The following is a 14,969-nucleotide window of genomic DNA, read 5'->3' on the forward strand; positions in this document are numbered from 1 at the left end:
TTGGTGGTGTTGGTGCTACAGCAGCCAGGTTTGCGGCAGACAGTGGTGCTAAAGTTTTATAGTTTTATTGGTAGATAGTGCGCCAGAAGGTCATGAGGGTGGTAATACACGCTATGCTGGTCAAATGGTAGGAGCTGGTACGGATTATGAAGCTTTAAAAAAGTACCATGAAAATTTGGCGGCACCTTTGAAGCCAGACAAAGAAACATTCAACAATTTAATTGAAGGAATGGCTAATATGAGTGAATATTTTGAAAAATATTTGGGTGTTAAACCAGTTAGCATGAAGAAATTGCTGGCTGGCACTCCTTCAACCAAATATGTGACCGAATATCCTGAATTGCCTTATGATGATTACTTAGTTCATAATGGCACAAGTGATGCTGCTTTGTGGAAACTTTTACGCCAAAAAGTACTAGATCGTTCAGAAAAAATTACTGTTTGGTACAGTAGTCCAGCTAAACATTTGATCCAAGATGGTGGCTCAAAAATTGTTTTAGGCGCTCAAATTGAACGAAATCATGTCTTACGCAACATTAAAGCAAATAACGGTGTAGTTTTAACTGTTGGTGGTTTTGAAAATAATAAGGAAATGATTCAGACATTTTTGCAGTCTTCTTATTTGTCACTGATTGGTTCTCTGTACAATAAGGGTGATGGCATTAAAATGCTGGAAGAAGTAAATGCTCAATTGTGGAATATGCGGTCTTTGAATCACTTGGTCAATTTCATGGCCTTTCACCAAGGGAAAAAGAAGGCATTCGTTCGACATATGCTTTAAATGTCTTTTGGTCAGAAATAGCAAAAGGTAGTGCAATCGTTGTTGGTGAAGATGGTAGTCGTTACTTCAATGAAGCAGAACTAAATGGACATGGTCATATTTATAATCATGGTGATTGGGTAGTGCCGTTGAATCAAAACCATCCTTATATGATTTTTGACCAGGAAAAATATGAAGAACTTCTAAATGAACCGGATAATGGTCTTAAAGTGCCTCATTTCTTGGATAATATTTTTAAGGCTGATTCAATTGCTAATTTAGCTTCTGCAATTGGTAAAGATCCAGAGGTTTTGTCTCAGACAATTTCAGAGTTCAATTTTATGGCGCAACAAGGAAAAGACTATGCTTATCACCGCGACCCTGCAACTTTGCGTGCATTTAGTCAAAATGGGCCATTTTATGCAATTGCTCTGAGACAAAATATGCTTAATACTCAGGGTGGCGGCCGCCGTGACGGTCATGCTCAAGTACTAGATCCTAATGGAACACCAATTCCACATTTATTTGAAGCAGGTGAATTAGGCTCTCCATTTGTTAATAAATATACTACCGGTGGAAATATTGCAGATTGTTTAATTTCCGGTAAAATTGCCGGCGAAAATGCCGCTGCTATAAAACAGGATATATCTAGAATCGGTACAACGGATCTAAATAGTGCACCAATTAATGATAATTTTGTTGCCTCAAGCGATGAAGGCGATCAAAAATTTAAAGTTGGCCCTAATCAATATTTAGGATACAGTAATCAAGGTATTGGAGATGGCGTGGTTGTCAGAACTACATTGAATAAAGCCGGTAAGATTGTGGATGTTGAAATCCTGAAGCAAACCGAAAGTGATGACTACGGCTCAAAAGCTGTTAAAGAATTATCTCAAAAAATGGTTGAGAAAAACACATACGATGTTGACGCCGTTTCTGGAGCGTCAGAAACCAGCAGAGCGATAAAAGAAGCTGTCAAAGATTCTTTAAATAAGGCAGAGAGAAAGTAATAGATTTTTCAAACGCACCTGTAAAATGCATTATTTGCAGGTGTGTTTGTTATATTAAAAGCTATAACTGTTTAAGATAATATACATTTTTGAAAGACGAAGTAGTTTCGTCTTTTTTGTTTGCTAAAAATCTCTCACTTTTGTTACCTCGCCAGCATTAAAATTTTTCAAACCCTCTTCAGTTTCTAAAACTAAATTTGCTTGTTGCGTTAAGTCTGTCACTTTTCCCTGTATTCTTTGTTTGCCTAAAGTCAGGACAACATCATGATTCATTAATGCAAGCTTCTTTTTGTATTCAGGCAAAAAATTGATTTGATCAAAATGAGGAATAAATTCTAATAAATTTTCTGTAATTTGAGCGATAAATTGACAAATTTGCTTTTCACTGGGCATTTTTGTTAGTAAGTTGCCAGCGGTCTTTAATTCATTATTCAAACGCTCTTGATAAAGATTACAGCCAATGCCAATAACAGCAACTTGGGGCTGTGGTAATTCAACCAAGATTCCAGCTATTTTTTTACTCTTAAAAAGCAGATCATTCACCCATTTGAATTGAGTATCTAGATGAAATACCTCTTTAATAGCTAAATGCAGCTGCCATGCAATACCTGTAGTTAATAATCCTTGATTCTGCCAGTTCAACTGCGGAACCTTAATTACTAGTGATAGATAAATGCCACCTTTTTGTGAAATAAAGTGCCGACTTTGTTTACCATAGCCAGATGTTTGCTCGTCACTTCCGTATAGCACGGGACCTGAATAACCCATAGCTGCTAATTTTTGTTTTGCATACAAGTTTGTGGAATTGATGCTTTCCCACCAATTGATTTTCAGTGGGAATTTTGTCAACAATATTTTGAGATTTGGCTCTCTTTTTAAACTATTCATTAATAATCTATCCTTATACCAAATTAAATTTGTAAAATACTTTGATATTCAAACTATTTATTTTAAGAGTTTTAAAAAAATACTTGCCTTGATAACGCAAATAAACTAATATTGCAAAAAGGAGTTTGACATTTAGTAAATAATACCATATCATACTCTAATAATTTATTTTGAATATAAAAGTATTTAAAGGAGATGCTGTTTGTTGATATAAAGCGAAATTATTTGAATTAAAAAGTTTAATTATGGCTTTATATATGTTAAAAAATATGTTTATCCTTATGGATTATATAGTTGAGTAAGAGGTGATGCTATTGGAGACAAGTTTAAAACGCATCAATAATCTTTTGTCCACAGTTTATTCAGATATTATGAAAGTTGAAGAACGCGAATTACGTAAAAGTGAATTTAAAGACATTTCACTAAGAGAGTTGCACGCAATCGATGCGATTACCATGTATGAACACAAGACCAGTTCCCAAGTAGCAAGTGAATTGATGGTAACAGCAGGTTCGCTGTCAACAATGGTTAATAACTTGGTTCGTAAGGGCTATGTTGTGCGAATAAACGGTGAAGATGACAGGAGGATAATTCGGCTGGGTTTAACTAGTCGTGGTCGCTTGATTTATCGGGCCCACGATTCATTTCACCGTCATATGGTAAAAAAGTTTATTGCAGGCTTTGATAATGGACAGGTGGCAATTATTGAACGTGCACTATTGAACCTGCGTGCTTTTCTTGAGTTTCCGGCAAGAATTGATAATAAAAGGAGCATTAACTGATGAGTTTAAGAATTAGTCAAACTGCTCATTATGTTCCCCCTAAGGTAGTTACCAATGATGACTTAGCGGAGATAATGACTACTTCAGATGAATGGATATCTTCAAGAACCGGAATCCAAGAACGTCATGTAGTTCAAGATGAACAGACTTCTGATTTGGCTTTAACTGTTGCTCAACTGCTGTTGCAAAGAGCTAATCTCAAACCTGAACAACTAGATTTTATTATTGTGGCAACTATGTCGCCTGATTATCTGACACCTTCAACTGCAGCAATTGTGCAGGGGAAACTGCACGCTGGCAAAGCATTAGCATTTGATATTAATGCAGCGTGTTCTGGGTTTATCTATGCTTTGGCAATTGCGGATAAATTGCTAGCTGGGTCATATCAACGAGGATTAGTTATCGGAGCAGAAGTTTTGTCCAAGTTGATAGATTGGCAAGAGCGCTCAACTGCTGTTCTCTTTGGGGATGGCAGTGGGGGAGTGCTAGTTGAAAAAAGTTCTCAAGCAGAAGGAATAATTGCTGAAGATTTGGCAGCTTTTGGGGAACAAAGAGCAAAATTGACTGCTGGATACCAACCCTTGTGCTCACCCTATAGTTCAGATAGCAACTCTGTACATAAGAAGTACTTCGAAATGGATGGTAGAGCTGTCTATAACTTTGCTACTCATGAAGTACCTAATTCCATTAGGCGAGTTTTAGTTAAAGCAAACTGGGAAAAGGAAGAAGTGCAGTGGTTTTTGCTCCATCAGGCAAATGGACGCATTATTTCCGCAATAGCAAAGCATCTAAATATTCCGGAAGAAAAATTTTTGGAAAATATTGCAAAATATGGCAATACTTCTGCTGCCAGTGTACCAATACTGTTGGATGAAGCAGTTAATTCTGGCATCATTAAACGCAATCAAAAATTAATATTAAGTGGCTTTGGTGGTGGCCTGACGGTTGCCAGTATTGCCTTAAGTTTTTAAAAACGATAAAGATAATTTATTAAGAAAGAGAAATCAAATGACTGAAGAAGAAATTTTTAACAAAGTAAAAGAAATTATTGTTGCACAAACTGGAGAAGACGAAAGTGCTGTCACAGCTCAATCCAATATAAAAAACGATTTAAATGCTGACAGTCTGGACGTGTTTGAAGTGATTAATGAATTAGAAGATGAATTTGATATCAAGATTGAAAGTGAAGAAGGTATTGAAACAGTTCAGGATTTAGTTGATTTTGTTAAAAAGCAACTAGCAGCGAAAGAAGGTTAACAAATGGAATTAAGTCCATTTATGAAAGAACTGGGCCTTAAATACCCAATTTTTCAAGGAGGTATGGCCTGGGTAGCAGATGGCAAGCTGGCAGCTGCTGTTTCAAATGCTGGTGGCTTAGGGATCATTGGGTCAGGCAATGCACCCGGAAATGTAGTGGCTGACGAGATTGAATCAGCTAAATCTCTAACAAAAAAGCCTTTTGGTGTAAATGTGATGCTGCTTTCACCTTATGCAGATGAAGTTGTCAAGGTTATTTTGGCAAATAAAGACAGTGTTGCAGTTGTGACTACTGGAGCGGGTAATCCGGCAAAATACATAGAAAAGTTAAAAGATGCTGGTATTAAAGTAATCCCAGTTGTTGGTTCTGTTGCTTTGGCCAGAATGATGGAACGTGTAGGTGTTGACGCTGTTGTGGCCGAAGGGATGGAATCAGGGGGTCATATCGGAAAATTAACAACGATGGCTCTTGTACCACAAGTTGTAGATGCAGTTAAAATTCCCGTAATTGCAGCTGGAGGAATAGGCGACGGCCGCGGTATGGCTGCTGCATTCATGTTGGGTGCTGAGGGCGTGCAAATGGGCACTCGTTTTTTAGTAGCAACTGAATCAAAGATACATCCCAATTATAAAAAAGCTGTTTTACGTGCCAAAGATGCCAGTACTTTAGTCACTGGTGAATATGCGGGCCATCCTTCACGGGTTTTAAAAAATAAGATGGCTAAAACATATATTGGACTTGAAAAAGAAGAGGCATTAAAGCCACATCCTGATTACGACAAGTTGGAAGAACTGGGAACTGGTAGTCTGCGAAGAGCAGTAATTGAAGGTGATGCGGAAACCGGTTCATTTATGGCCGGAGAAATTGCAGGTATGGTAAAAAAGGAACAACCTGCTGCTGAAATTCTGGCTGAGGTTTATAGTCAAGCAGACAAATTGCTGAATGGAGAAAGATAAGCAAATGATTTGTTTACTATTTAGTGGTCAAGGTGCTCAAAAAACTGGTATGACATATGATTTATATCAAACCGAACCGCACTACCGTAAAATCATTGCTAAAGCAAGTGATATATTGCATGTTGATTTAGCAGAATTGCTGTTTGATTCCGATAAAGCACATGAGCTGGCCGAAACGCGTTATTCCCAACCTGCTATTTTGACAATAAGTTATAGCTTGTACCAAATTCTTAGCGAAAATGCAGATTTTAAAAAATTAGGTATCGGACTCAGCCTGGGTGAATATAGCGGTCTTGCTTGTGCCAATTACTTAGAATTTGAATCAGCACTTCACCTGATAAAAAAGCGTGGTGAACTTATGCAACAAGCAAGCAGTCAAAATCCAGGAATTATGGTGGCTGTCATGAAGAGTTCTTTAGCAAATGTAGAACTAGCTATAAAAGATGCCCAAAAAATAGGTCTGATTGGGATAGCAAATGTTAATACTCCTAATCAAATTGTTGTTGGTGGTGAAAAAGATGCAGTTCAAAATTTGCGTGAACAACTTGAAAAAGATGGTGCGCGTGTAGTTCCACTAAAAGTAAGCGGTGCTTTTCACACACCATTAATGAAATCAGTTCAGGAGGACTTGAAAACTGAATTGAACAAAGTTGATTGGCATAATGGCACTTTTCCAATTTATAGCACTACGACCCAAAAAGAGTTTGCACCTGACAATCTTGTTCCGACTTTAACGAAGCAGCTGGTTTCTACTACCTATTTTGCAAAGACTTTGGCTCAGCATAGTCAAGATATAACTGCGGTTATTGAATTAGGACCAGGTAAAACTTTGCTTTCTTTTGCACGAAAAATTCTTAAAGGAGTTCCAACCTATCAAACAGATAGTGTGGCAAATATGCAAGAAACAATTTCTGCTTTAAAGGAGTTTAATTCATGAAGTTAAAAGATAGTGTTGTCTTGGTCACTGGCAGTTCACGCGGCATTGGCCTGGCAATTGCTCAAGCTTTTGCCAAACAGGGAGCAAAAATAGTTTTAAATGCCCGCCAACCAATTAGTTCAGAAGTGATAGGCCAGTTTGAAAAAGATCATGTTGAAGTAATGGATATTAGCGCAGATGTAACTAAAGAAGAAGATGTTAAAGAAATGATTGCCAAAATCATCAATCATTTTGAACATCTAGATGTTGTGGTCAATAATGCAGGTATTATCAAAGACGGACTGCTCAATCGCATGTCTAAAACAGACTTTCAAAGTGTAGTTAACACCAATTTGATTGGCACCTTTAATGTCATCAAACAGTCATTGAGACCGATGTATAAGCAGAGAAACGGCTGTTTTATTAACTTATCAAGTGTAGTTGGTTTGACAGGTAACATTGGTCAGGCTAATTATGCCGCTAGTAAAGCAGGAATTATTGGCTTAACTAAATCTGTTGCAAAAGAAGCAGCATTACGCAATTTGCGCTGTAATGCCATTGCCCCAGGGATGATTGACACACAAATGACCAGAAATCTCAGTGAAAAGATCCAGCAACAAATAGTTAAGGAAATTCCGCTGAAACGTTTAGGACAAATTGAAGAAATAGCACAAACTGCTGTTTTTTTAGCCCAAAATGACTATATTACTGGTCAGACAATAACGGTAGACGGCGGATTGACAATGCAGTAAGGAGTAAGTAATGACAAGAGTAGTAGTTACAGGTTTGGGTGCCTTAACACCTATTGGTAATGACGTTGCCAGTTTTGAAGCTGGACTCAATAGTCAAAAAGTTGGTTTTGAGCCAATTACTTATTTTGATGCTGATTCAAGTGGGGTCACTCTGGCTGGGCAACTGGACAATTTTGACCCATTGCTTTTTTTAACTAAAAAAGATACTAAACGCATGGATGCATTCACACTATACGCTATGTATTCAACGGCACAAGCCATGGAACAAGCAGGAATTGATGAAAAAAATACCAATAGTGAACGTTTTGGCGTAATTTGGGGCACAGGAATTGGCGGACTAACTACCATCCAGGAACAAGTCATTAAATGGCACGAAAAAGGCCTGGATCGGGTTTCGCCAATGTTTATTCCAACTTCAATTGCTAACATGGCAGCAGGCAATATTTCTATTCGCTATCATGCTCAAGGAATCAGTACCACAATTGTGACTGCCTGTGCTTCCAGTACAAATGCAATTGGTGAAGCTTTCAGACAGATAAAAGATGGCTATGCTGATGTCATGATTGCCGGTGGCTCAGAAGCTGCAATCAATGAAAGTGGAATAGCCGGTTTTGCTGCAATTTCAACATTGTCGACGTCAAGGGATCCTGAAAAAGCAAGTATTCCCTTTGATCAAAATCGTAACGGCTTTGTGATGGGAGAAGGTGCAGGCTCTCTTGTTTTAGAATCGCTAGAACATGCTCAAAGTCGTGGCGCACAAATTTTAGGTGAAATTGTTGGTTATGGGACTAGTTCAGATGCATACCATATCACGTCTCCTGATCCTAGTGGCAGCCAGGCTGCAAGAGCTATGGAACTGGCGCTTGGTGAAGCGCAGGTCACTCCTGAGCAAGTGGGCTATATCAATGCTCATGGGACAAGTACCAAAGCAAATGATTGGGCTGAGTCTAAAGCAATTAATCAGGTTTTTGGTCTAAATAGCAATGTGCTAGTTTCAAGTACTAAAAGCATGACGGGTCATTTACTAGGAGCAGCAGGAGCTGTTGAAGCCATTGCCACAATTTTGGCACTTAATTCAGAATTATTGCCGATAAATGTAGGAGTAACCCAGCAAGACCCCGAGTGCAAAGTTAATTTGGTCAATAAACAAAATTATAAGCAAAAAATAGATTATGCCATTAGCAATTCATTTGGCTTTGGCGGACATAATGCAGTGATTGCACTAAAAAGGTGGGATGATTAAATGACTTTTGAAGAAATTCAAAAATTAATCGCAGAAATTAATCAAAGTGATATAACCAAACTGGATTTAGACTTTAACGGTGGTCATATTAAGATTGATAAAAGTCAAGCTACACCAGTAGAAATTAGGGAAGAAAGGCCTGTAGGCCAATCGTCTGCTAAAACACTGCAGGAAACTAATCATCAAGAACTTAGCAATTTAGATACACCTAAGCAGAAAACTTTAAAAATTAAGGCACCACTTGTTGGCATAGTTTATTTACAAGCAAGTCCAGAAAAACCTCAATATAAAAAGCCGGGTGATCATGTAAATAAAGGTGATGTGGTTTGCGTTATTGAAGCAATGAAAATGATGACTGAAATTAAAAGCGACTTTACAGGAACTATCTATAAAATTTTAGTTACAAATGAACAAGTGGTTGAATATGATCAACCACTAATAACGGTTATTCCAGAGTGAAGGTAGCAAATATGAATGAACCAAAAAAGTTACACACTTTAGATAGTGTGCAGATTCAGGCTATTTTGCCTCACCGATTTCCAATGCTGTTAATTGATCAGGTATTGGATTATGAACCCGGAAAATATGCTGTTGCTCAAAAAAACACCACAATTAATGAAAGCTATTTTCAGGGACATTTTCCGGGTAATCCAGTAATGCCGGGTGTTTTGATAACTGAGGCTTTGGCGCAAACTGGTGCAGTTGCGTTGTTGACGATGCCAGACTTTAAAGGGAAAACTGTCTATTTTGGTGGCATCATGAATGCTCGTTTTAGAACAATGGTTAAGCCAGGAGATACTTTGAATTTAGAAGTTAAGTTGGATAAGCTGCGTGGAAATGCCGGGATTGGTGAGGCTAAAGCAACTGTTAAAGATAAAGTTGCATGTACTGCTCAGTTGATTTTTGCAATTCAGTAAAGTGTGACATTATGTTTAAAAAAATTTTGATAGCTAATCGTGGAGAAATAGCTATAAGGATAATTAGGGCCTTACGTGAAATGGGAATTAAGTCAGTTGCTGTTTATTCAACGGCCGATAAACATGCCCAACATGTTAAAGAAGCTGATGAGGCAATATGTATTGGTTCTCCCCAACCGGCCGATTCGTATTTAAATATGCAAAATATTGTCAGTGCGGCTGTGTTAACTGGAGCAGATGCAATTCATCCAGGATACGGTTTTTTATCGGAGAGTCCTGAATTTGCTCAAATGTGTGAAGAATGCCATTTAGTTTTTATTGGTCCCAAGTCAAAAACCATTTCTTTAATGGGAAATAAAGCTAATGCCCGGGAAATGATGCGCAAGAATAATATACCTGTTATTCCTGGAAGTGATGGGATTGTTAAAAATGCTGCGGCTGCAATAAAAATTGCAAATAAAGTGGGCTACCCCGTAATGCTCAAAGCCGTTGCCGGTGGTGGCGGAAAAGGAATAAGACGTGTGACTCAAGCTGCTGACTTAACTGAAGCATTTAACCAGGCACAAGAAGAAGCCAGAATCTCTTTTGGAGACGATAGAATGTATCTGGAAAAAATTATTTCCCCGGCAAAACACGTTGAAGTACAGATTATGGCTGACAAATCCGGACATGTGGTGGCACTTCCGGAAAGAGACTGTTCAATGCAACGCAATCAGCAAAAAGTGATTGAAGAAACGCCTTGTTCACAAATCAGTGCAAAAGAAAGAGACTATTTGCAACAGATAACTGTTAAAGCAATAAAGGCAATAAATTATGAAAATGTCGGTACTATCGAATTTTTAATGGATCCTGACCATCATTTCTATTTTATGGAGATGAATACCAGGATTCAGGTTGAACATTCAATTACTGAAGAAGTTGCTCATGTTGATCTTGTTAAAGAACAGGTTAATATTGCTGCGGGAAGAGATTTGAGCATATCTCAAGAAGATGTGCATGTCCATGGCGTTGCAATTGAAGCCCGCATTAATGCAGAGGATCCTAGTAAAAATTTTTGCCCCCAAGCTGGTAAGATCGCAAAAATGGTATTGCCTAGTGGACTAGGTATTAGGATTGAAAGTGGAGTTAACAGTGGTGATACCGTTTCACCATTTTACGATTCGATGATTGTCAAAATTATTGCACATGCAGCTAACAGGCAAATGGCAATTAAACGTTTGATTGATGCACTAACGGAATTTGAGATTAAAGGTTTAGTTACTAACCGCGATTTTTTGATTGCTTTGCTTAATGATGATAAATTTCAGACCGGTACATATTTAACAACGTATATAGATCAAGAATTTTTACCCGATTATCTTTGGCAACTAAGACATAATGAAAAGGAAGCGCAGGTTAATGGAAATTAGATTTGCAAGTCATCCCCACAGTGCATTAAAAAAGTATCAGGAAAATGTTCCTAAAGGCATTTTTAGAATTTGTCCTAAATGTGGCAATAAATTTTATTTTCATCGGGCTGGTAAATATCAGCTGTGCCCTAATTGTGGCTACGGTTTTCGAGTAACTGCCAGAGCACGTTTAAAGATGCTAACAAAGGACTTTACGGAATGGGATGCAGATTTAGCGACTACTGATCCACTCAATTTTCCTGATTATCAAGCCACAATTAAAAAAATGCAGTCCAAAACTAAACTTAAGGATGCGGTTTTAACCGGCCAAGCAAATATTGCCGGTTACGAAACTGCTTTAGGAATTATTGATCCAGTGTTTATAATGGGCAGTCTAGGAACAGCAACTGGTGAGCGAATAACACGCTTGTTTGAAAAAGCAACCACAAAGAAATTACCCGTTGTTTTGTTTACTGCCTCAGGTGGTGCCAGAATGCAAGAGGGAATTCATTCACTAATGCAAATGGCTAAAATCTCACAGGCAATTAATGACCATCGCGCAGCACATTTACTTTATGTCAGCGTAATTATGGATCCAACAACCGGTGGTGTCACTGCCAGTTTTGCTTCCCAGGCAGACATTATTCTAGCTGAGCCTAAAGCATTATTAGGTTTTGCAGGACGCAGAGTTATTGAACAGACTATTAATAAAAAACTGCCACCAGATTTTCAGACAGTTGAGAATGCTTACCAAAACGGCTTTATTGATAGTATTGTACCCCGAGATGAACAAGTAGCAAAACTAGGTCAGATACTTAAAATTTTTGCCGCAGAAAAATGGGAGGCTCAAGTTCATGGCGAATGATGAAATTTTAGCCATTATGGATGGAGCAAGAAGTGACTATAAAAGTAACATGCATCGTCTGGTAATTCAATTGTTTCCAGATTTTTTTGAAATGCACGGAGACCGCACAAGTAGTGATGATGCAGCAATAATCGCGGGTTTTGCAACTATAAATGATATGAGTATCTGTGTCATTGCAACTAATAAGGGACAAGAATTAAAAGAGCGCATGGCAACTAATTTTGGCAGTCCCTTACCCCAAGGTTATCGCAAAGCACTGCGGGTAATGAAAACAGCTGCCAAAATGAATATTCCAATTGTCACGCTTATCAATACGCCTGGTGCATATCCAGGAGCAGAAGCTGAAAAGAACGGCCAAGGGCAGATTATTGCTGCTAATATTAGTGAAATGCTGCAATTAAAAGTACCAATTCTGACTATTATTATTGGTGAAGCTGGGTCAGGTGGAGCCTTGGCACTTGCTTGCAGTGATGAAGTTTGGATGCTGGAACATAGTATGTATACAGTTTTGTCACCGGAAGGTTTTGCTTCAATTATGTGGAAGGATGCTAAACTTGCCTCAAAGGCTGCAGAAATAATGCACATTGAACCGGAATGGTTAAAGAAACAGGGCATAGTAGAACGGGTTTTGCCTGAACAAGTTCTGGAAAATCAAGCTCAAGGATTAAAAGAATTAATTGAGCAAAGGCTAAAAAAATTTCAAACTGAAAATTTGGCAGATTTATTAGATAAAAGACATGCCAGATACCGCAAGTTCTAAAAGAATTAATCCTAATTAATAAAAAATATATTGCTTTAAATGTTTAATTAGTTTTTAATTAAAATAGAATTTTAGCAGAGCTAGCCCGAAACGAGAAAAATTATGTTAGAGAAAAAACCATACTTATTATCACGCTTAGTTAGTGGCATGGGTAATTCGCTTTATGGCATGGTTTTTATTTGGTGGATCCAAATTCAAACTAAAAGTTCAACTGTGGTTGGCATTACTAATGCTATTTTCACAATAACTGCTGCTCTTTCTATTTTTTACGGTCCTTTTATTGACAGTCACTCTTTCAAGAAAACCAGCATCTATTCTATGGTGATTCAAGTAATCTTACTGTTTATGCTTACAGCTGTGATTATTTATTTTAGCCAAAGTTATATTTTAGCCATTATTATTGCTGGATTACTATCAATTTGTGATGAGTTTTTTAACCCGGCTGATCGCGCTATTTTAAAAGAATCTATTCTAGATGAAACAGAAATGACCAGTATTGTTTCCAAGATTAATATCGTGGATCAACTGGTAAATGTTGGTGGTACTGCACTTTCTGGGGCATTACTGGCTTTTATGGCAAGCGGAGACATTATTTTAGCTTGTGCCTGCTTGAGTTTACTAGGGCTGTTATTGTTAATTGCAGCTCTGAGAAAAATACCTGTTCATAATGCAGTTAAAGAAAAAGAAAGTCAGACTGAAGGCTTAACTAAATATTGGCAAAAAATTTTCAGCGGCTACAGTTACATTAAGAAAAACGTCTTTTTATTGCACTATCTTTGGTCTGGCTTGCTTTATTCGTTTGCACAACCTGCAATGATTTTAATTTTACCCCGTATAGCCGCAAAAGCGGGACAGCCGGCACTTTATAGCACTTTCTACATATGCATACTGGCGGGAATAATACTGGGAGCCTTAATAGCCGGCAAAATGAAAGCAAAAATTATAACAGTTGGCTGGGCTTGGACTATTAGCGCCATACCGCTTATTTTGATGTTGTTTTCTTTAAAAAACATGGTACTTTTTGGTATTTTGCTTTTTCTTTTTGGTCCTGCTACCAGTATTCATAACGTTCTTGCAGAATCTGTCATTCAGACTTCCACAGCAAATAATTATTTAGGGCGGGTTTTAACCACAATCAGAACTTTTGCCAATATTGGTGGACCCGTTTCGTCAGTTGTTTCTGGCATAATTCTTGATCATGTTGGTGAAAAATTTATTATTGTTCTTTGTGCGAGCTTAATTATAATAGGTGGTATAAATATTTTGCTGATAGTACCCAAAAAAACTATTTAAAGTAATTGTTGGCATTAAAAAATAATTTGTTTTATAATATTTTTTGCTAAAATTAAGAAGGACATTACGACATATTTGCTAATCTGGAAGGTTGGCTTTTTTATTTCAAAGAATCAAATATATGACTAAAGTAAAAATTGATTTTACTAGCAAAATAATCCAAGGTAAAGATAGTGAAACTTTCAAGAAAACAGCTGATGGCGAATTAGTTGAGTCTGCCGGCAATACCAGAGTTTCATATTTGGAAGATGGCAAAGTTCCCGTTAAGATATTAATTAGAGAAGGTAATGTGATTATTAGGCGGGGAACTGACAGAAATAACTACTCACAACTCCATTTTGTCGTTGGTGAGCGGGAAGATTGTCGCTATGTTGCTCAAGGTTATCAAATGGATCTCCAAAGTACAACTGAATTTATTAAATTTTTCCCTAAAAATAATGGTTCAAGCGAACTTCAGATTGAATATAACCTTTATAGTGGTCTATACTTAGTAGGTAATTATACCGTCACATTGATTTTTACTTGAACGCCTAGTAAAATAAGAAAGACTGTTTAAGAGAGAGGAATACATTGTGGGATTAAACGACTTTAAAGACAAAAATCGCAATGAATTATCAATGATTGAAGTTGCTCGCGCAATTTTAGAAGATAACAATAAAAGAATGGCTTTTGCTGATATTGTTAACGCAGTGCAAAAGTACTTAGGCGTGAGTGATGAAGAAATAAGGGACCGTTTGCCCCAATTCTATACTGACATGAATACCGATGGTGAATTCATTTCGATGGGTGAAAATGTGTGGGCTCTTCGTTCTTGGTTTCCATATGAATCAGTTGATGAAGAAGTTAATCACCCAGAAGATGAGGATGAAGAAGATACTCGGACGCACCATAAGAAAGTTAATGCCTTTTTAGCGAGTGCTACAGGTAGCGATGATATCATTGATTATGATAATGATGATCCAGAAGACGAAGACTTGGATGCCACTGCTGATGATGAGCCGGATGATTTTGACGATGACGATGAATATGTCAACACCGATGACGACGATGATGAAGACTTGCCAGATGGCATTGAAGGTCAGTTGTCTGAATTGAACGATGATGAAGATGATGATGATGATGAATAATTTTCTTGACTTTGTCTCATAAAATAGATAGTATTTTATTTGGGCACGTTATGT

General features: G+C 37.6%; 18 protein-coding genes. 17 read left to right on the forward strand and 1 reads right to left on the reverse strand.

Annotated features, from left to right (window positions below; translation table 11 throughout):
* Positions 1-67: 67 nt before the first annotated feature.
* Both H3T43_RS09595 and H3T43_RS09600 read left to right on the forward strand, forming a co-directional pair.
* On the forward strand, positions 68-781 hold the full coding sequence (locus tag H3T43_RS09595) for an FAD-binding protein (protein WP_370520783.1): 714 nt from the start codon (positions 68-70) through the stop codon (positions 779-781).
* The gene (locus H3T43_RS09600) at positions 694-1,770 is read left to right on the forward strand and encodes an FMN-binding protein (protein ID WP_370520784.1); all 1,077 of its coding nucleotides are present in this window, start codon (positions 694-696) and stop codon (positions 1,768-1,770) included. The genes H3T43_RS09595 and H3T43_RS09600 overlap by 88 nt, the downstream gene beginning before the upstream one ends.
* 123 nt (positions 1,771-1,893) lie before the next feature.
* Here H3T43_RS09600 and H3T43_RS04435 read toward each other — a convergent pair whose 3' ends face one another.
* Positions 1,894-2,658, reverse strand: coding sequence for a biotin--[acetyl-CoA-carboxylase] ligase (locus tag H3T43_RS04435; RefSeq protein WP_198212923.1), 765 nt, complete (start codon positions 2,656-2,658; stop codon positions 1,894-1,896).
* 308 nt (positions 2,659-2,966) lie between these two features.
* Between H3T43_RS04435 and H3T43_RS04440 the strand changes: the two genes are divergently transcribed.
* From H3T43_RS04440 to rpoE, 15 genes are all read left to right on the forward strand, one after another.
* Positions 2,967-3,440: a MarR family winged helix-turn-helix transcriptional regulator gene (locus H3T43_RS04440; protein WP_198212925.1), complete on the forward strand. Its 474-nt coding sequence runs from the start codon at positions 2,967-2,969 to the stop codon at positions 3,438-3,440.
* Positions 3,440-4,411, forward strand: a complete 972-nt coding sequence (locus H3T43_RS04445; RefSeq protein WP_370520785.1) for a beta-ketoacyl-ACP synthase III — start codon at positions 3,440-3,442, stop codon at positions 4,409-4,411. Before H3T43_RS04440 ends, H3T43_RS04445 begins: the two co-directional genes overlap by 1 nt.
* Positions 4,412-4,448: 37 nt before the next feature.
* Positions 4,449-4,697: an acyl carrier protein gene (locus H3T43_RS04450; protein WP_034977944.1), complete on the forward strand. Its 249-nt coding sequence runs from the start codon at positions 4,449-4,451 to the stop codon at positions 4,695-4,697.
* A 3-nt stretch (positions 4,698-4,700) separates the two neighbouring features.
* Complete coding sequence (fabK, locus tag H3T43_RS04455) at positions 4,701-5,654, forward strand: enoyl-[acyl-carrier-protein] reductase FabK (protein ID WP_198212927.1); 954 nt, start codon at positions 4,701-4,703, stop codon at positions 5,652-5,654.
* The gene (locus tag H3T43_RS04460; RefSeq protein WP_198212929.1) at positions 5,641-6,591 is read left to right on the forward strand and encodes an ACP S-malonyltransferase; all 951 of its coding nucleotides are present in this window, start codon (positions 5,641-5,643) and stop codon (positions 6,589-6,591) included. The genes fabK and H3T43_RS04460 overlap by 14 nt, the downstream gene beginning before the upstream one ends.
* Complete coding sequence (gene fabG / locus H3T43_RS04465) at positions 6,588-7,322, forward strand: 3-oxoacyl-[acyl-carrier-protein] reductase (RefSeq protein ID WP_198212931.1); 735 nt, start codon at positions 6,588-6,590, stop codon at positions 7,320-7,322. The genes H3T43_RS04460 and fabG overlap by 4 nt, the downstream gene beginning before the upstream one ends.
* 10 nt (positions 7,323-7,332) lie before the next feature.
* On the forward strand, positions 7,333-8,565 hold the full coding sequence (gene fabF / locus H3T43_RS04470; RefSeq protein WP_198212934.1) for a beta-ketoacyl-ACP synthase II: 1,233 nt from the start codon (positions 7,333-7,335) through the stop codon (positions 8,563-8,565).
* Entirely contained in the window at positions 8,566-9,024 is a 459-nt protein-coding gene (accB, locus tag H3T43_RS04475; RefSeq protein ID WP_198212936.1) for an acetyl-CoA carboxylase biotin carboxyl carrier protein, read from the forward strand.
* 11 nt (positions 9,025-9,035) lie between these two features.
* Positions 9,036-9,482 (forward strand): 3-hydroxyacyl-ACP dehydratase FabZ, encoded by a 447-nt coding sequence (fabZ, locus tag H3T43_RS04480; RefSeq protein ID WP_198212938.1) that lies wholly within the window; start codon positions 9,036-9,038, stop codon positions 9,480-9,482.
* An 11-nt stretch (positions 9,483-9,493) separates the two neighbouring features.
* Positions 9,494-10,891 carry an acetyl/propionyl/methylcrotonyl-CoA carboxylase subunit alpha gene (locus H3T43_RS04485; protein ID WP_198212940.1) on the forward strand — a complete coding sequence of 466 codons (1,398 nt, stop codon included), beginning with the start codon at positions 9,494-9,496 and terminating at the stop codon, positions 10,889-10,891.
* Entirely contained in the window at positions 10,881-11,735 is an 855-nt protein-coding gene (locus tag H3T43_RS04490) for an acetyl-CoA carboxylase carboxyltransferase subunit beta (protein ID WP_198212942.1), read from the forward strand. Before H3T43_RS04485 ends, H3T43_RS04490 begins: the two co-directional genes overlap by 11 nt.
* Positions 11,725-12,495: a carboxyltransferase subunit alpha gene (gene accA, locus H3T43_RS04495; protein WP_198212945.1), complete on the forward strand. Its 771-nt coding sequence runs from the start codon at positions 11,725-11,727 to the stop codon at positions 12,493-12,495. The genes H3T43_RS04490 and accA overlap by 11 nt, the downstream gene beginning before the upstream one ends.
* Positions 12,496-12,597: 102 nt before the next feature.
* A complete protein-coding gene (locus tag H3T43_RS04500; RefSeq protein ID WP_198212947.1) occupies positions 12,598-13,788 on the forward strand; it encodes an MFS transporter in 1,191 nt (396 codons plus the stop codon).
* A 121-nt stretch (positions 13,789-13,909) separates the two neighbouring features.
* A complete protein-coding gene (locus H3T43_RS04505; RefSeq protein WP_198212949.1) occupies positions 13,910-14,314 on the forward strand; it encodes a DUF1934 domain-containing protein in 405 nt (134 codons plus the stop codon).
* 46 nt (positions 14,315-14,360) lie between these two features.
* Positions 14,361-14,915, forward strand: coding sequence for a DNA-directed RNA polymerase subunit delta (gene rpoE / locus H3T43_RS04510; RefSeq protein ID WP_198212951.1), 555 nt, complete (start codon positions 14,361-14,363; stop codon positions 14,913-14,915).
* The last annotated feature ends 54 nt before the right edge of the window (positions 14,916-14,969 follow it).

Origin of the sequence: Lactobacillus sp. M0396 (assembly GCF_016101625.1) — a bacterium.
In the GTDB taxonomy this organism is placed as follows: Bacteria; Bacillota; Bacilli; order Lactobacillales; family Lactobacillaceae; genus Lactobacillus; species Lactobacillus huangpiensis.